Genomic DNA, 17,744 nt, shown 5'->3' on the forward strand with positions numbered 1-17,744 from the left:
GCACCCCTTTCATGAGTTTCAATCCACAGGCGCGCGACCACGCAGCGCTGATCACCAGTGACGCCCAGGCTCTGCAGATTGCCCGCGAACTGGCCAACCACTTCAAGACCGAAAGCGCCGTACGGGATCGCGAGCGACGCTTGCCACATGCAGAACTGGAGCTGTTCAGTCAGTCCGGACTCTGGGGCATCAGCGTGCCGAAAGCTTTCGGCGGCGCAGGTGTATCGTCGGTCACTCTGGCCCAGGTCATCGCGCTGATTTCGGAAGCCGACGGCTCGCTGGGGCAGATTCCGCAAAACCATTTCTATGCCCTTGAAGTGCTGCGCGTGAACGGCAGCCCGCAACAGCAGAAGCGCTTGTACGCCGAAGCGCTGGCGGGTCAGCGCTTCGGTAACGCACTGGCCGAACTGGGCACCAAAACCGCCCACGACCGCACCACGCGCCTGAAGCGCGAGGGCGACGGCTATCGCATCAACGGCCGCAAGTTCTACGCCACCGGCGCGCTGTACGCGCAGCGCATTCCGACCTCGGTGATCGACGACCACGGTATCCAACAACTGGCGTTCGTGCCGCATGACAGCGCGGGCGTGACGGTTATCGACGACTGGAGCGGTTTCGGCCAGCGCACTACAGGCAGCGGCTCGGTGGTGTTCAACAACGTGTACGTCGATCCGGACGATGTGGTGCCGTTCCAGAGCGCTTTCGAGCGCCCGACCACGCTGGGGCCGCTGGCACAGATTCTTCACGCGGCCATCGACACCGGCCTCGCCCGTGCCGCCTTCGAGGACGCGCTGACCTTCGTCCGCACTCGCACCCGGCCATGGATCGACTCAGGCATCGAAAAGGCCGTGGACGATCCGCTGACCCTGCACAGCTTCGGCAGGTTGAGCATTCGGCTGCACGCCGCCGAGGCCTTGCTGGAGCGCGCAGGTGAGATTCTGGACATCGCCCAGGCTGACAGCAACGCCGACACCGTGGCCGCCGCCTCCATCGCGGTGGCCGAGGCACGCGCCATCAGCACCGAGATTTCTCTGGCGGCGGGCAGCACGTTGTTTGAACTCGCCGGCAGCCAGTCAACGCTCGCCGAGCACGGCCTGGATCGTCACTGGCGCAATGCTCGCGTGCACACGTTGCACGACCCGGTGCGCTGGAAATTTCACGCCATCGGCCATTACTACCTCAACGACACAAACCCTCCGTTGCGAGGGACGATCTGATGGCGCGCAAGAAGATCCTGCTCAACGCGTTCAACATGAACTGCATCGGCCATATCAACCACGGTTTGTGGACCCACCCGCGTGACACGTCCACGCAGTTCAACAGCCTGGAATACTGGACCGATCTGGCGAAGCTGCTGGAGCGCGGTCTGTTCGACGGGCTGTTCATCGCCGACATCGTGGGGGTGTATGACATCTACCAGAACTCGGTGGACGTCACCCTCAAGGAGGCGATTCAGTTGCCGGTCAACGACCCGCTGCTGCTGGTATCGGCCATGGCGGGCGTCACGAAGCATCTGGGTTTCGGCCTGACCGCCAACCTGACTTACGACGCGCCGTACCTGTTTGCCCGCCGCATGTCGACGCTCGACCACCTGAGTCGGGGCCGGGTCGGCTGGAACATTGTCACCGGCTATCTCGACAGCGCCGCCCGCGCCATGGGCCTGAGCGAACAGGTGGAACACGACCGACGCTACGATCAGGCCGACGAGTACCTGGAGGTGCTCTACAAGCTCTGGGAAGGCAGTTGGGAAGACGACGCGGTGATCAATGATCGCGAGCAGCGCGTCTATGCCCAGCCGGGCAAGGTCCACAAGATCCGGCACGCAGGCGAGTTCTATCAGGTGGAGGGTTATCACCTCTGCGAACCCTCGCCGCAACGCACGCCGGTGCTGTTTCAGGCAGGCAGTTCGGAGCGTGGTTTGCAGTTCGCCGGGGAGAACGCCGAGTGCGTGTTCATCAGCGGCCAGAACAAGGCCTCTACCCGCGAGCAGGTGGATAAGGTCCGCGCCAGCGCCGTAGCGGCCGGGCGCAATCCGGACGACATCAAGGTGTTCATGGGCCTGAATGTGATCGTCGCCGCGACCGAAGCATTGGCGCAGGAAAAGCACGCCGAGTACCGCCGCCATGCGAGCGCCGAAGCGGGCGTCGCGCATTTTGCAGCGTCCACCGGGATCGATTTCGCGCAGTACGAACTGGACGAGCCGATTCAGTACGTGAAGAGCAATGCCATTCAGTCGGCGACCAAAAACCTCAAGAACAACGACTGGACCCGCCAGAAACTACTCGATCAGCATGCGTTGGGTGGTCGTTACATCACGGTGATCGGCTCGCCTGAACAGGTCGCCGACGAGTTGGAGTCGTGGATCGCCGAAACCGGTCTGGACGGCTTCAACCTGACCCGCATCGTCACCCCGGAAAGCTACGAGGACTTCATCGATCTGGTGATCCCCGAGCTGCAACGCCGCGGGTCGTACAAGACCGCTTATGAAGACGGCAGCCTGCGCAGGAAACTCTTCCCCCAAGGCACCGACCGCCTGCCGCCGCAGCATGCCGGCGCCGGGTATCGGCAGGGCTCATGAATCATGATCGCGCCCCTGCTCCGCGTGGGCAGGCAGCCCGTGACGCTCTGCGTCAAAGCACTGGACGCGCAGCGTCCGGGAACGATCGACATCAACCCATTCGATAACCTGTCAATTCAACGGAATGTAACATGACCAAAACCCTCGCAGCCCTGGCCCTCGGCCTGTTGACCCTGAACGCTCACGCCGCCGATGCGCCGCTGAAGGTCGGCACCACCGCAGCCTTTGCCATTCCGCTTGAAGCGGCCGTAGAGGAAGCCGACAAGCAGGGCCTGAAGGTCGAGCTGGTCGAGTTCACCGACTGGATCGCGCCCAACGTCACCCTCGCGGCGGGCGACATCGACGTGAACTACTTCCAGCACATCCCGTTCCTGACCAACGCCAACGAGGCCGCAGGTTTCGGCCTGGTGCCCTACGCGCCGGGGATCATCAACAACGTCGGGCTTTACTCGAAAAAGTACAAAAGCTTCGACGAACTCCCAAGCGGCGCCACCGTCGCCATCGCCAATGACCCGATCAACAGCGGGCGCGGTCTGCAACTGCTGGCCAAGGCCGGGCTGATCACCCTCAAGCAGGGCGTCGGCTACAAGGCGACCGAAGAAGACATCACCGCCAACCCGAAAAACCTCAAGATCATCCAGGTCGAGGCCGTGCAACTGGTGCGCGCCTACGACGACGCCGATCTGGTGCAGGGCTATCCGGCCTACATCCGCCTGGCCAAGACCTTCCCGGCCGACTCGGCGATCCTGTTCGACGGCATGGACCACCCGGAATACGTCATCCAGTTCGTGATCAAGCCCGAGCGCAAGGACGACCCGCGTCTGGCCAAATTCGTCGACATCTACCAGCACTCGCCTGTAGTCCGCGCCGCGCTGGATAAGGTCAACGGCAAGCTCTACCAGGTAGGGTGGAAAGAATGACCGCCATCGCGCAACGACAACAGCCACTGGACAGACCGGACGCAGGGCACGTCGCGCAACAGACCGAACTGCACCCGGACCTGAATAACGCCCATGTACGCTTCATCAATCTGGGCAAGACCTATCAGGGTCGGCAAGGCCCGGTGGAGGCACTGGGCAACATTGATCTGGCGATCCAGCGCGGCGAGATCTTCGGCATCATCGGCCGCAGCGGCGCGGGGAAGTCATCGCTGATCCGCACCATCAATCGTCTGGAACAACCCAGCAGCGGCCGGGTGCTGATCGATCAGGTCGACATCGGCGGCTTCAACGAAGACAGGCTGGTGGAGCTGCGTCGTCGCATCGGCATGATCTTCCAGCACTTCAACCTGATGTCGGCCAAGACCGTGTGGCAGAACGTCGAGCTGCCGCTCAAGGTCGCGGGCGTGCCCAAGGAGCAGCGTCAGCGCAAAGTTGCGCAGTTGCTGGAACTGGTCGGCCTGCAGGACAAGCATAAGGCCTATCCCGCGCAGTTGTCCGGCGGCCAGAAACAACGTGTGGGCATTGCCCGCGCACTGGTGCACGACCCGGCGATTCTGCTCTGCGACGAAGCCACTTCGGCGCTGGACCCGGAAACCACGCAATCGATTCTCGGCCTGCTGCGCGAGATCAATCAGCGCCTGGGCCTGACCATCGTGCTGATCACTCACGAGATGGCGGTGATTCGCGACATCTGCCACCGCGTTGTGGTTCTGGAACAAGGACAGGTGGTCGAGCAAGGCCCGGTCTGGCAAGTGTTCGGCGACCCGCAGCACGAGGTCAGCAAAACCCTGCTGGCACCGCTGCAACCCGGGCTGCCAAAAGAATGGGCCAAGCGGCTGACCGCGGACCCGCAACAACCCGACGCCACGGTGTTGCTCGACGTGCAGTTCACCGGTGTCAGTGGCCAGGAGCCGGATCTGGCGGCGCTGCTCGCGACGCTGGGCGGCAAGGTGCAACTGCTGCAGGGCGGCGTCGAGCGTATTCAGGATCGAGCCATCGGGCACCTGATTCTGTCGGTCGCAGGCTCACCCTACAGCCGGGAAGAATTACTGGTCCGTGCCCGCAGGCAGGCACCACGCGTGGAGGTACTGGGCTATGGGGTTTGATCGTTTGCTGCAAGGCACTATCGATACGTTTCTGATGGTGGGCGTGTCTTCGCTGATCGCGCTGCTGCTGGGTATTCCGCTGGCGGTGATACTGGTCACCAGCTCCAAAGGCGGCATTTATGAAGCGCCAGCCATCAACCGGGCGCTGGGCGCCTTCGTGAACCTGTTCCGCTCGATCCCGTTTCTGATCCTGATGGTGGCGCTGATTCCGTTCACGCGGCTGATCGTCGGTACCACGTATGGCGTGTGGGCGGCCATAGTGCCGCTGACCATCGCCGCCACGCCGTTCTTTGCGCGCATAGCCGAGGTCAGCCTGCGCGAGGTCGATCACGGCCTGATCGAAGCCGCACAGGCCATGGGCTGCCGACGCTGGCACATCATCTGGCACGTGCTGCTGCCCGAGGCGCTGCCCGGCATCATCGGCGGCTTCACCATTACGCTGGTGACCATGATCAACTCATCGGCCATGGCCGGTGCCATCGGTGCGGGTGGTCTGGGCGATATCGCCTATCGCTACGGCTATCAGCGCTTCGACACGCAAGTGATGCTGACGGTCATCGTGTTGCTGGTCGCTGTGGTGGCGTTCGTGCAACTGGGCGGCGACCGGTTGGCGCGACGCTTCAACAAGCGCTGACGGTCCGGGGTATATTGGCGGCCTTCCCGGACCGGAACGCCTTTGATGAAACTCGATCCCCAGACACTCGACCAGATCACCGCAACCACGCTGAACAACTACAACCGCGTTGCCGACGACTTTCGCGAAGGCACACGGGACCATGACGTCAGCCAGAATATCGACGCGTTGATGCGCAACATCGAAGGGCCGACGCCATGGCAAATTCTGGATTTTGGCTGCGGGCCGGGACGTGATCTGAAAACGTTCACGGCACTGGAGCACGTTGCGGTCGGGCTGGACGGCTCCGAGCGCTTCGCCGAAATGGCGCGTACCGAGACCGGTTGCGAAGTGCTGCAACAGAACTTCCTCGAACTCGACCTGCCACCTGCACGTTTCGACGGGATATTCGCCAACGCCGTGCTGTTTCACATCCCGCGTCAGGAACTGCCTCGCGTGCTGCTGCAACTCCGCGCCACGCTCAAACCGGGCGGCGTGTTGTTCAGCTCCAACCCGCGCGGAGAGAATCAGGAAGGCTGGCAAGGCGAACGTTACGGCTCGTACCACGACCTGGAATCATGGCGAGCATTGCTGACCGAAGCCGGATTCGCCGAACTGGAACACTACTACCGCCCCGCCGGACTGCCACGTGAGCAACAGCCCTGGCTGGCGAGTGTCTGGCGCAGGGTGTGAACCTGTCGGAAATGTGACGCAGAGCGTGAGGCACGATCAAAGTCAGCCACTGATCGTCCCCCCACTCCGCGCTCGTCGCTGATGATCGTTCCTACGCTCTGCGTGGGAATGCCTCCCAGGACGCTCCGCGTCCGATCCCACAGGCGGCACGGCGCTCACTCAGTGCCCCGTCGCCAGTTCACCGTCATGATCCTTCTTCTCATCAGCCTCACGACGCTGTTCATCGGTCGGTTCCTTGATCCGGTACCAGGCCACATACAGCGCAGGCAGGAACAGTAGCGTCAGCAAGGTGGCGATGATGATGCCGCCGATCATGGCGTAAGCCATCGGACCCCAGAACACTTCCCGCGCAATCGGGATCATGCCCAGACTCGCCGCCGCAGCCGTCAGAAGAATCGGCCGACGGCGGTGCTCGGTGGCTTCGACCACGGCATCCCACGGCAGATACCCGCTGATCTCATACGCGTCGATCTGGGTGACCAGAATCACCGAGTTGCGGATGATGATGCCGATCAGTGCCAGAACACCGAGAATCGCCACAAAGCCCAGCGGCGTACCGGTCGGGATGAGCGCCAGCACCACGCCGATCAGGCCCAGCGGTGCAACGCTGGCAACCAGGAACATCTTCTGCACGCTGTGCAGCTGGATCATCAGGAAGGTCGCCATCAGAAACAGCATCAACGGCACTACGCTCGCAATCGGGCCTTGGGCCTTGCTGCTTTCTTCCACAGTGCCGCCGGTCGCGACCTTGTAGCCCACCGGCAGACCGGCAGCGAATTTGTCGATCTCGGGCTTCAACTGCTTGACCAGATCTGTCGGCTGAATCTCGTCGCGCACCGCACCTTTCACAGTGATGGTCGGTTTGCGGTCACGACGCCAGACCAGTGGCTGCTCAAGCTCGTAACCCACCGTCGCAAACGCCAGCAACGGAATGGACGCCCCGCTCGGCGTGACGATCTGCAGGTTCTGCAGCGTTTCCGGCGTACCCCGCTCAGCATCCTCGGCGCGGCCAACCACGTTAATCAGGTAGATATCGTCGCGTACCTGCGTCACGGCAGAACCGCTGACCACGCTGTTCATCAGGTTGGCGACGTCTTCGGATGACAACCCCAACTGCCGCGCCTTGTCCTGATTGATGTCGATGCGCAGCACCTTGCCCGGCTCGTTCCAGTCGTAGATCACTTCGCCCACATGCGAGTTCTGGTCCAGCAGCGTGGCCAGTTCGATGGCGTGCTGACGCACCTTGTCGACGTCCTCGCCGCTGACGCGATACTGCAACGGACGCCCGACCGGCGGCCCCATTTCCAGTGGCTGCACGTAGGAACCGATGCCGACGAAATCTTCACGCAGACGTTTCTGCAGGCGTGCCGTCAACGCGCCACGCTCTTCCAGCCCTTTGCTGACAATCACCAGCTGGGCGTAGAACGGGTTCTCCAGTTGCTGGTCCAGCGGCAGGTAAAAACGCAATGCGCCCTGGCCGATGTAAGTGCTCCAGCGTTCGATGTCCGGGTCGTCCTTGAGGCTTGCCTCGAAGCGATCCACCACCTTGCGCGTCTCATTGACCGAGGCGTTCTGCGGCAGGTTCAGGTCGACCAGAATCTCCGGCCGGTCGGATGACGGGAAGAACTGGCTCTGCACGAACTGCATCGAGAACAGCGACGCAGCAAACAGCGCCAATGTGATGCCAATCGCCAGCCAGCGATGACGCATGGCCCAGATCATGCTGCTGTTGAACGCCCGGCCGACGCGTCCCGGCTCTTCGGATTTGGGCTTGATGTTGCTGCTCAGGATATGAACGCCGATCACCGGCGCGAACAGCACGGCCACGACCCAGGACACCAGCATCGCCACCGCGATCACGGCAAACAGCGTGAAGGTGTACTCCCCGGCAGAACTGTTGTTCAAGCCAATCGGCACGAAGCCCGCCACCGTTACCAGCGTGCCGGTCAGCATCGGGAACGCAGTCGAGGTGTAGGCATAGGTCGCTGCCTGCTCCTTGGTCTCGCCCATTTCCAGCCGCGTGACCATCATTTCCACAGTAATCATCGCGTCGTCCACCAACAGACCGAGGGCGATGATCAACGCGCCGAGGGAAATCCGCTGCATGGTGATGCCGCTGTATTCCATGAACACGAACACCATCGCCAGCACCAGCGGAATGGAACACGCCACCACCAGACCGGCACGCACACCAAGGCTGATGAAGCTGACCACCAGCACGATGATCACCGCTTCGAACAAGGCGCTGGTGAAGCCACCCACCGCCTTGTCCACCACTTCGGCCTGATCCGACACCTTGTGCACGCCAACGCCGACCGGCAGTTCGGCGGTCGTGGCGTCCATGCGTTCATGCAGCGCCTTGCCGAACGCCTGAATATTGCCGCCCTTCTTCATTGCAATGGCCAGGCCGATGGCAGGCTTGCCGTTGTAGCGAAACAGCGGTTTGGGCGGATCGGTGTAACCACGGGTGATGTCGGCAATGTCGCTCAAACGGTAGAAGCGATCATTGAGCCGCAGGTTGACCGCGGCCAGGTCTTTCTCGGACGCGAACTGCCCCGAAGTGCGTACTGAAATCCGCTCCGGTCCGGCTTCGATCACGCCCGCAGGCGTCACGGCGTTCTGCGATTGCAGGCTCTGCACGACCTGCCGTTGATCCAGCCCGAGGGCCGCCAGTTTGCGGGTCGAGAAGTTCAGGTAAATGACTTCGTCCTGCTGGCCGACCATCTCGACCTTGCCCAACCCCTCCACCGAGCGGATATCGACGCGCACCTTCTCGACGTAATCGCGTAATTGCCGCATCGAGAACCCGTCGGCCGTGAACGCATAGATCGATCCGTACACGTCGCCGAATTCGTCGTTGAACGCTGGACCCTGCAGCCCTTGAGGAAATTGCCCACGAATGTCGTCGATCTTCTTGCGCACCTGATACCAGATTTCCGGTATCGCCTCGGCGCTGGTGGTGTCACGCAGGAAAACCATGACCGTCGATTCGCCCGGCCGGGTGTAACTCTTCACGTAGTCCAGGGAGTCCAGCTCTTCGAGTTTTTTCTCGATGCGGTCGGTCACCTGTTCCAGGGTTTCGTCCACGGTCGCGCCCGGCCAGCGGGTCTGGATGACCATGGTCTTGATGGTGAAGGACGGATCCTCTTCACGCCCCAGCTTCATGTAGGAGAAAACGCCCATCAACAGCGCAACGAACATCAGGTACCAGACAAACGACTGGTGCTTGAGCGCCCACTCGGACAGATTGAAATTCCCTTTCATCGCGGGCTTTCCTCATCGACTTTGACTTTCTGCCCCGGCTTGAGGCTGTTGACGCCCGCACTGACCACTTTTTCTCCAGCGCTCACGCCGCCAGCCAGCAGAAAGCTGCTGTCATCCTGGCTCACGATGTTGACGACTCTCGGGTTGACGGTCTGATTCTGCGGATCAATGACCCAGATCTGGCGTTTGCCATCGACCTCCTGCAAGGCATTGAGCGGCAGGCGGATGCGTGGCGCGATGGCCGAGCTGAGCGTCACGCTGATCGCCGTGCCCAGACGCAGCGCAGGCGGCGTTTCGGTCAGCGAAAAGCGCGCCCGGCGCGTGCGGGTCGAGCGATCCGGTTGCGGTTCGATTTCACGCAGCGTGGCGGTCGTGTTCACTTGCGGATCAAGCTGACTGGCCACGGTGTACACCACGTCGTCAGGCAACTGGTCAGCCAGCTGTGCTGGCATGTCGATCACCGCTTCCTTGATATCCGGACGCGCCAATGTGACCACTTCCTGACCCGCCGTGACGACCTGGCCGGCTTCGACTTTCCACTCAGTGACCACCGCATCGTGATCGCTGCGCAGATCGCTATAGCTCAGTTGATCACGGGCCTGTTGCTCGGCAGCCTTGGCCTGATCCAGCGACGACTGAGCGGTTTTCAGGTTGGTCAGCGCGATGTCCAGTTGCGCCTGCGCGCCGACACCACGGTCAAACAGTTCCTGCTGACGGCGGGCATTGGCCTGCGCGTTGATCCACTGCGCCTGAACATTGGCCAGATCACCCTGACGACCACGCACATTGTTCTGCTGATCGGTGGGATCGAGGGTCGCGAGCAGATCGCCCTTTTTCACTTCACTGCCCACGTCCACGTGCCGACTCGCGATACGGCCCGACACACGAAAGCCCAGCACGCTTTGGTAGCGCGCCTCGATATTGCCGGCAAAGCGTCCGAAATCCTCCATCGACTCAGGTTTCGCTTCAACGAACACCACCGGCCGCACCGGCTCGGGCGGCGCTTCATCTTTGCCGCAACCCGCCAGAAGTAAGCCACTCAGTACAACGCACGATAAACGCTTCATGGTTGCACCTTGGCATTCTGTGGCTCGGGTTGATCGGCGATTTCCACCTGCATGTCCGGGTGCAGCAACTGGCCGCCAGCGATCACCACGTTCTCTCCACCCTTGAGGCCATCACTGATGATCACGTGGGAGGTCAGGTAGCGTGCAACCGTGACACGGCGCAGATTGGCCTTGCCCTGCTCGTCCACGACCCATACGGCAGGTTTGCCGAGGTGCTCGCCAAGGTCCTTGGTCAGCGCCGACCACGGCAGCTCGACGCTGGCGCTGGCCGGTTTGCTCAACGCAACGCTGACCACCGAACCCAGGTCCATGCCTTCAGGCAGCGGGTCCAGCGCGATCTTGACCTGCAGGGTGCCGGTTTGCGCCGACACCGCTGGCGTCACCTCACGCACCTTGCCGCTGACCTTGATAGTCGGGTTGTCGAGCAGCGTCACCTGCACCGGCTCGTCGCCCGGCGGCTGCACGAACAGGGATTCGTAGACGTTGAATACCGCATCGCGCTCGCCATCACGCGCCAGATCGAAAATCGGCACCGTAGCCTGCACCACCTGCCCAACCTCGGCCTGACGTGCAGTGATCACCCCTGGTGCCTCTGCCACGAGGGCGGTGTAACTCAGTTGCTCGCGGGCGTTGGCCAGTTGCGCCTGAGCGGCTTTCAGCGAACTCTCGCTGCCACGCAGGGCCGCCTGTGCGGAGTCGTATTCACTCTGGCTGGTGTAACCCTTGGGCAGCAGTTTCTGCTGGCGGACAAACGCGGCGCGGGTCTGACTGACACGTGCCTGCTCGGCCGCGACGGACGCCTGCGCAGAGTCGACATTGATCTGCAGATCCTTGGGATCGAGCCGTGCCAGTACCTGGTTCGCCTTGACCCGGTCGCCTACATCCACGTTGCGCTGAATGATCTTGCCGTTGACCCGGAACGAAAGCTGCGTCTGCACCCGTGCCTGGATATCGCCGGTCAGCGCCACGCTAGCGGCGAACTCGGCGGTTTTCACCGGTTGCACGTACACGCGGGGCAATTCAGGCGCTGCCGGTTTTTCCTCGCCGCAGCCGACCAGCACTGCCAGGGCAGCGGCAAGGCCGAGCGTAAACAAATTTGAAGGACGAGCGGGCATGCAGACTCCTTTTGCGGATGCCGGGTGCAAGCGTGGGATCACGAGAGAACAACGTGAACATGCGACTGTTGGCGTGCGGGAGGGTTCCTTGGAGGGGCATGCCTATATTACGGATGTAGCGGTGTCAGAGCCGGGTCTCTTGCATCTCGCTCTGTTCAGGCACATTTGAACGCACACTTGAGGCCCGACTGCGGATGCTGTCTGTCTGAATACCGATGCTGCGTCTGGAGGATATGTTTGAAGCCGGGGCTGGAGTCGGCGTCGGAGCAACTGGCCTTGCTGCGACTCTGGAACGCGCGAAAGCAAAGCCACGAAATCCGAGCGTAGTCAGGCTAATAAACAAGGCAAGTGCAGCCAAGGGTCGCTGAATTGGCGAATCAGGATCCGCCGTCTTAACAGTAAACGCAGCGCCCCACGTGACCCCGGCCGCTATTGCGCCTGTTGCGACACCGGCTGAAAGTTTCTCGGTCGTGTTGGCAGGTCTTCTCAAGGGAAGAGAGTGCCGACCGACGTCAGCAGTCGCAGGTTTTACTTTTACCCCTTTGAACACTGCCTTGAACGAGGGTCTTGCTATCGCCAGACCGATCCCTGCCGTAGCCACACCCGCAGCGATATAAAACGCTGAAATCAACGTATCGATAAGTTCGTGCCCGCTCGGATCATTCCTGTTGACCGGATCCCCGGCGCAGTAGGCGTAGGCATTCAAACCACCCTTGCCAAATGGGCTCAGCTTGTCCGGCCTGTTGAAGCGCATCAGCACCGGGTTATAGGCACGATAACCGTTACCCAGCAGATAATGGCCGGTTACCGGGTCAGGCTGTTCGCCATTGAAACCGGGAAGATGATTCAGCGGCGCTCGATGACCATGGGGGCTATACGCAATGGCCTGTTGCTGCGCGGCTGACAAGGCACTCAGTACGCTGTGCTGCTGATCCGCGGCCGTCAGCAAGGTGTCGACAGATGTGCCAACAAGCGTCTGTTGGGCCAGCGGCCGGCGGTCGTGGTGAACGAAACTGCGCTGTACACCACCTTGGGTTTCAGTGACGAGTACGTCAGCCTTGTAGAACACCTTTGAAATGGCTTCAGCGAGAGGGGTGCGGGTGGCAAGCCTGTCCAGCGGGTCGTAGCGGTAGAAAGTTGTGTTATGAGCCATGTCAGACGCCTACCCGGTTTGATATGCAGAGCATCGGTGCGAGCAGGCTGGCCTTGCTCACACCGTGATACTGAACCGCCGGGCGCCTATCGGCTACTCGCAGAACTGTCAGGTTTTCCGCAGCTTCAGGCACGACGGGCATTGATGGGAAACTCAACTGGCCACCTTGGACGTCAGTGAATAAATGGCTGCGGTTACACCTATTCAGAGAAGTCGCTGTTGTATGCCCACCGCTCAAGCCAGACGTCCTGAGAGCCCGATGAACTGACAGTGGTGATCGAATCTCTGGAGCCACTTCGCACGGCTCTGGCCAGGTGTTCAGCTCTTTTATGTAGCATATTTTGCCTTGCCAGTTCTGCTGCTGCTGTCTCGCTGATAACCCGACGTGCTTCCGAACTTAGAGTGCCTGGAGCTGCACTCAAGTGCGCCATTTGGATTTTTTCCAACTCAGTCTCAAACCGGATGCCTTTGGCCGTGCGAACGACAGTCTTGCTGCGCATGTACTTCAAAAAATTTACATCAGAGGCCTCACTCACCAAGGCATTCAGCTCTGGGACCTTCGATATCTTTGAGATATCTTTTACGCTTAGGTAGCGTTGAATCCTGGCAAAAACCTCAACTGGCATATCAGTCAATGTCACTTGTGGTTCAAGGGACAGCCGTCTAGGCAGGCTGAGCAGTTCCACATTACTTTTGAGACCCGGCACTTCAGGTACTTTACGTGTCAGACGGCTCCATCCCCCCTTCAACGCGCTCACCATGTTTACATGACCGCTCGGATCACTCCTGTTGACCGGGTCTCCTGCACAGTACGCATAGGCATTCAAGCCCCCCTTGCCAAACGGGCTAAGGTCGTCCGTGCCATTGAAGCGCATCAACACCGGGTTATAGGCACGATAACCATTACCCAGCAGATAATGGCCAGTGATCGGATCGGGCCGCTCGCCGTTGAACCCCGGCAGGTGATGTGCTGGCTGATAGTGACCGTAAGGCGTGTAGACAAAAGCGTCTGTCTGATCAACTTTCACCGCACTGAGCACGCTGTTTTGCAGATCATTGGTCGTCAATGACACGCTGGAGGACTTGCCGACAACTGTTCGGCAGGCCAGCAATTGGCGATTGTGCTGAAAGAAACTGCGCTGTGCGCCGCCCTGGGTTTCAGTGACGATTAAGCCAGCCTTGTAGAACACCTTTGAAATGGCTTCGGCGAGAGGGGTGCGGGTGGCAAGCCTGTCCAGCGGGTCGTAGCGGTAGAGGCAGAAAGTTGTTTTATGAGCCATGTCAGACGCCTACCCGGTTTGATATGCAGAACATCGGTGCGAGCAGGCTGAACCTCGCTCACACCGTTACACTGAACTGCCAGACACGTATCGGCTACTGGCAGAAGTATCAGGTTGGCTTCAGCTCAAGGTGCGGCTACATCGTCCAGCGAGCGATCGAGCCGGGCTCTGGCGATGTCGATCAGATGGACCACCGAGAATGCCAGGTCGCGTTTCGCGCCGTTGAGGGCGTCGCCGGATTCATAGGCAGCGGCGGAGGCGCAGCGCAGGATGTCGCTGACCTGGATCAGGGTTTCTTCGAGGGAGGTGTGGGGTGGGGCTGGGGTGGAGTTGATCATTGCTGTGGTCTCTATTGATAAGGCCACCTCGTATTCGCTGCTAAACGAAAAGGGTGGCGACTTTGACACGGGTTAGCAGACCGGTAGAGAACACGAAACCCGGCGCACCCGAAGGTGCCCCACGCAAAGCCGCCATCAAGCGGTTCTTGTATTCGTGACTCTGGACAGGCTGCTAAACCCGACCGCTGAAACTCAGCGACCGACGCAGCCTAGTGCCCAGAATCCGTGCACACAAGGCCCCGGGATTTTCTAGGAAAGTTCGTACTTGTGAAAGGGAAAGACCTGAAAGAATGGTCCTTCAAAAGCAGATTTTCGTTAGCTCAGGTTACACATCCGCCACAACATATCGGACGCAGAGCGTCCGGAGATGCATGCCCACGCAGAGCACTCATCGTTATACACAAATCGACCTGAATGAATGCGGTATCCGAAAGTGGGAGCGGACTTGTCCGCGAATACCATGTTTCAGACGCTGCATCTTCGTCGGCTGCACCTGCTTTCGCGGACAAACGGAACGCCGCCCGGTCCGCTCCTACGACCGGAATCGTGCCCGCTCCAGATGCTCATCGCGACTTGTGTATAACAATGAGCGCGGAACATGGGCACGATCAGTGTGCTTGAGATCGCTGATCGTTCCCACGCTCTGCGTGGTAACGCCGCTCAGGACGCTCCGCGTCCGGTCGTGCGGTGACGCATAGCGTCGCCAGACACTTGTATCAACTCCCCGCGCCACTCTGCGCTTCTTCGAAGAAGTAGTCCTTCCAGCTCGCCGCCTTGTTCTTCAACACACCCAGTTCATGCAGCTTTTCGGCGTAGATGAAGGTGCGCTGCGGGGTGATGGTGAAGTCGATTTCAGGGTCGGAGACGATCTTCTCGACCAGCGGCAACGGCAGCTTCGATTGCTCGACGCGGATGTAGGTCTGCGCCGCCGCTGGTTTGTCGGCCTTGATGATCTTCTCGGCCTCGGCCAATGCGTCGTAGAACGCTTTGTAGGTCTTGGGGTTCTCGTCGTGGAATTTCTCGGTGGTGTAGAGCACGTTGAACGTGGCCTGACCGCCCAACACGTCATACGAGCTGAGCACTTTATGCACGTTCGGGTTTTCCAGCGCCTGGTACTGGAACGGCGGGCTGGAGAAGTGCGAGTTGATTTCCGAACCACCCGCGATCAGCGCGGCCGTGGCGTCAGGGTGCGCGAGGCTGACCGAGATGTTGTCGAATTTCTTGTAGTTGTCGTTACCGAACACCTTGGCGGTTTCGATCTGCAAGGTACGCGACTGGAAACCCACGCCCGCCGCAGGTACGGCGATGCGGTCCTTGTCGGTGAAATCCTTGATCGTCTTCACGTCGGGATTATTGGTCAGCAGGTAGTTGGGCATCGATCCCAGCGAGGCGATGGCCTTGACGTTCTGCTTGCCCTTGGTGCGGTCCCAGACCGTCAGCATCGGCGGTACGCCCGCCGACACAACGTCCAGCGCACCGGCCAGCAACGCCTCGTTCATGGCCGTGGCGCCGGAGATGCTGTTCCAGTCGACCTTGATGTCGAGGCCCTGCTCCTTGCCGTGTTTTTCGATCAGTTTCTGATCACGCACTACGTCGAGAATCAGGTAACCGATGCCGAATTGCTGGGCGATGCTGATCTTGCCTTCTGCCTGTGCGCCACCGCTGATCAATGCACCGAACAGACCGATTGTTGCCGCCAGTGCAGTCAGCACCGGACGCTTGAAAGGAGTTGCCATGGAGTGCTCGCTATAGTCGTTCTAAAAGTCGTTTGGTAATTTGTTTCAGCGCTGCATGCCCCAGCGCTTGACGGTCAGGCGCTCGATGTTGGCGAACAGCAGGTTCTCCACCAGCAGGCCGATGAGGATCACGGCGGCCAGCCCGGCAAACACCTTGTCGGTGTACAGCTCGTTGCGGTTCTGGAAGATGTACCAGCCCAGCCCGCCTTTGCCGGAAGAGGCACCAAACACCAGTTCGGCGGCGATCAGCGTGCGCCAGGCGAATGCCCAGCCAATTTTCAGGCCCGCCAGAATCGACGGCAGCGCCGCTGGAATCAGGATGTGCCAGACAAAGCGCAATCCTTTCAGTCCATAGTTGCGCCCCGCCATGCGCTGGGTTTCGGAAACACCCAGAAAGCCCGCGTAGGTATTGAGCGCCAGCGCCCACAGCACCGAATGCACCAGCACGAAAATCAAGCTGTTCTGCCCCAGTCCGAACCAGAGCAGCGCCAAGGGCAACAGCGCGATGGCGGGAAGCGGGTTGAACATGGCGGTCAACGTGCCGAGCAGGTCGCGCCCCAACTGGGTGGACACCGCAAGCGTGGTCAGGCCGAACGCCAGGACGATGCCGATCAGGTAACCCTGGATCAACACAGTCAGGGAAATCCAGACCTTGCCCGGCAGCTCTCCACTGACGATGCCGTCGTAGAACGCGGCGGCGGTCTGCAAAAAGCTGGGCAGCAGCAGGTCGTTGTTCTGAAGACGCGCAGCGAGTTCCCAGATCACGGCCAGCGCGATCATGATCACGGTCTTGCGCACCCAGCTCAGTTGCCAGATGCGTTGGGCCAACGGCAGGTCGCGGGCCAGGTCTTCCTGAGTGAAAGGCTGCAGCGTGACTTCGTATTCTTCGCGAGCGGGAGGTGCGAGGCTCATGGTGTGCGGTTACCTGATTGCTTGGGGGAAGCGCCTGTTCTGATCGTGCCCATACTCTGCGTCGGCTCGATCAGCAACGATCAGTACGCGATCCGGATGTCCTGAAAATTCAGTTCTTCATCGACCTGCCCCGCCTCGCCCTCATCGAACAACAGGCGGTGGATACGCTGCGCAGTCTGTTGAAAACCGACGCCGCCGAGGCTTTTCAGGTCGTACTGATGGCTGTTGATCTCGGCACGCACGCGTCCGGGATGTGGCGACAACAGCAGAATGCGATTGCCCACCACCAGCGCTTCTTCGATGGAATGGGTGACGAACAACAGGGTGAAGCGCACTTCGTTCCACAGCTCCAGCAACTCTTCTTGCATCTTGCGACGCGTCAGGGCATCGAGTGCGGCGAAGGGTTCGTCCATCAACAGGATTTTGGGCTGCATCGCCAGCGCCCGGGCGATGGCCACACGCGCTTTCATGCCGCCGGACAAGGTGTGTGGATAAGCATCGGCAAAGGCGCTGAGTCCGACCTTCTCCAGGTAATAACGCGCACGCTCCAACGCCTCTGGACGCTTCAAGGTGCGCGACGCCAGCAGCGGAAACATGACGTTCTCGATCACGGTTTTCCACGGCGGCAACTGGTCGAACTCCTGAAACACCACGATGCGGTCAGGGCCGGGCTCGCGCACCTGATTGCCTGCCAGCCGGATTTCGCCTTCGCTGGGCCGGATGAAACCCGCCACAGCCTTGAGCAGTGTGGACTTGCCACAGCCCGATGGGCCGAGCAGGACGAAGCGGTCCGCCGGATCGACCTCGAAGCTGACCTGATGCGTCGCCCGCACCACCCGCTCGGGCGTGCGGTACTCAAGGCTGACACCACGAACCTGCAGCAAGGCTTCAGGGACGTAAGAGGTCGTGTTCTGGCTGGCCGTGTGGCCTTGCAGAGCAGCATTCATG

15 protein-coding genes are annotated in these 17,744 nt (G+C 60.7%); 6 read left to right on the forward strand and 9 right to left on the reverse strand.

The annotated features are described in order from the left end of the window. Positions 1-11: 11 nt before the first annotated feature. The 6 genes from CFBP1590_RS25040 (at position 12) to CFBP1590_RS25065 (ending at position 5,931) form a co-directional block, all read left to right on the forward strand. A complete protein-coding gene (locus tag CFBP1590_RS25040) occupies positions 12-1,217 on the forward strand; it encodes an SfnB family sulfur acquisition oxidoreductase (RefSeq protein ID WP_088236124.1) in 1,206 nt (401 codons plus the stop codon). Continuing rightward, complete coding sequence (locus CFBP1590_RS25045; protein WP_088236125.1) at positions 1,217-2,578, forward strand: LLM class flavin-dependent oxidoreductase; 1,362 nt, start codon at positions 1,217-1,219, stop codon at positions 2,576-2,578. The genes CFBP1590_RS25040 and CFBP1590_RS25045 overlap by 1 nt, the downstream gene beginning before the upstream one ends. Positions 2,579-2,709: 131 nt before the next feature. Then, complete coding sequence (locus CFBP1590_RS25050) at positions 2,710-3,498, forward strand: MetQ/NlpA family ABC transporter substrate-binding protein (RefSeq protein ID WP_088236126.1); 789 nt, start codon at positions 2,710-2,712, stop codon at positions 3,496-3,498. After that, positions 3,495-4,625, forward strand: coding sequence for a methionine ABC transporter ATP-binding protein (locus CFBP1590_RS25055; protein ID WP_088236127.1), 1,131 nt, complete (start codon positions 3,495-3,497; stop codon positions 4,623-4,625). The genes CFBP1590_RS25050 and CFBP1590_RS25055 overlap by 4 nt, the downstream gene beginning before the upstream one ends. Next, entirely contained in the window at positions 4,615-5,259 is a 645-nt protein-coding gene (locus tag CFBP1590_RS25060; protein ID WP_029241238.1) for a methionine ABC transporter permease, read from the forward strand. Before CFBP1590_RS25055 ends, CFBP1590_RS25060 begins: the two co-directional genes overlap by 11 nt. 45 nt (positions 5,260-5,304) lie before the next feature. After that, positions 5,305-5,931, forward strand: coding sequence for a class I SAM-dependent methyltransferase (locus CFBP1590_RS25065; RefSeq protein ID WP_029241239.1), 627 nt, complete (start codon positions 5,305-5,307; stop codon positions 5,929-5,931). A gap of 159 nt (positions 5,932-6,090) precedes the next feature. On the opposite strand, the gene CFBP1590_RS25070 is transcribed toward CFBP1590_RS25065, so the two are convergent. The 9 genes from CFBP1590_RS25070 to CFBP1590_RS25110 all read right to left on the reverse strand — a co-directional run bounded on the left by CFBP1590_RS25070 (position 6,091) and on the right by CFBP1590_RS25110 (position 17,743). Beyond that, positions 6,091-9,195 (reverse strand): efflux RND transporter permease subunit, encoded by a 3,105-nt coding sequence (locus tag CFBP1590_RS25070; RefSeq protein ID WP_029241240.1) that lies wholly within the window; start codon positions 9,193-9,195, stop codon positions 6,091-6,093. Beyond that, positions 9,192-10,262 (reverse strand): efflux RND transporter periplasmic adaptor subunit, encoded by a 1,071-nt coding sequence (locus CFBP1590_RS25075; protein ID WP_004882764.1) that lies wholly within the window; start codon positions 10,260-10,262, stop codon positions 9,192-9,194. The genes CFBP1590_RS25070 and CFBP1590_RS25075 overlap by 4 nt, the downstream gene beginning before the upstream one ends. Beyond that, complete coding sequence (locus CFBP1590_RS25080) at positions 10,259-11,377, reverse strand: efflux RND transporter periplasmic adaptor subunit (protein ID WP_088236128.1); 1,119 nt, start codon at positions 11,375-11,377, stop codon at positions 10,259-10,261. The genes CFBP1590_RS25075 and CFBP1590_RS25080 overlap by 4 nt, the downstream gene beginning before the upstream one ends. A 124-nt stretch (positions 11,378-11,501) precedes the next feature. After that, positions 11,502-12,530, reverse strand: coding sequence for an RHS repeat-associated core domain-containing protein (locus tag CFBP1590_RS25085; RefSeq protein WP_088236129.1), 1,029 nt, complete (start codon positions 12,528-12,530; stop codon positions 11,502-11,504). A gap of 200 nt (positions 12,531-12,730) precedes the next feature. Then, a complete protein-coding gene (locus CFBP1590_RS27945; protein ID WP_122414045.1) occupies positions 12,731-13,810 on the reverse strand; it encodes an RHS repeat-associated core domain-containing protein in 1,080 nt (359 codons plus the stop codon). A gap of 125 nt (positions 13,811-13,935) precedes the next feature. After that, the gene (locus tag CFBP1590_RS25095; protein ID WP_029244310.1) at positions 13,936-14,148 is read right to left on the reverse strand and encodes a DUF6124 family protein; all 213 of its coding nucleotides are present in this window, start codon (positions 14,146-14,148) and stop codon (positions 13,936-13,938) included. Positions 14,149-14,864: 716 nt separating this feature from the next. Continuing rightward, entirely contained in the window at positions 14,865-15,884 is a 1,020-nt protein-coding gene (locus CFBP1590_RS25100; protein ID WP_043306509.1) for an ABC transporter substrate-binding protein, read from the reverse strand. A 45-nt stretch (positions 15,885-15,929) separates the two neighbouring features. Further along, positions 15,930-16,796: an ABC transporter permease gene (locus tag CFBP1590_RS25105; RefSeq protein ID WP_029241250.1), complete on the reverse strand. Its 867-nt coding sequence runs from the start codon at positions 16,794-16,796 to the stop codon at positions 15,930-15,932. 80 nt (positions 16,797-16,876) lie between these two features. Then, a complete protein-coding gene (locus CFBP1590_RS25110) occupies positions 16,877-17,743 on the reverse strand; it encodes an ABC transporter ATP-binding protein (protein ID WP_088236130.1) in 867 nt (288 codons plus the stop codon). Between the last annotated feature and the right edge of the window lies 1 nt (position 17,744).

The organism is Pseudomonas viridiflava, assembly GCF_900184295.1.
GTDB classification, from domain to species: domain Bacteria; phylum Pseudomonadota; class Gammaproteobacteria; order Pseudomonadales; family Pseudomonadaceae; genus Aquipseudomonas; species Aquipseudomonas viridiflava.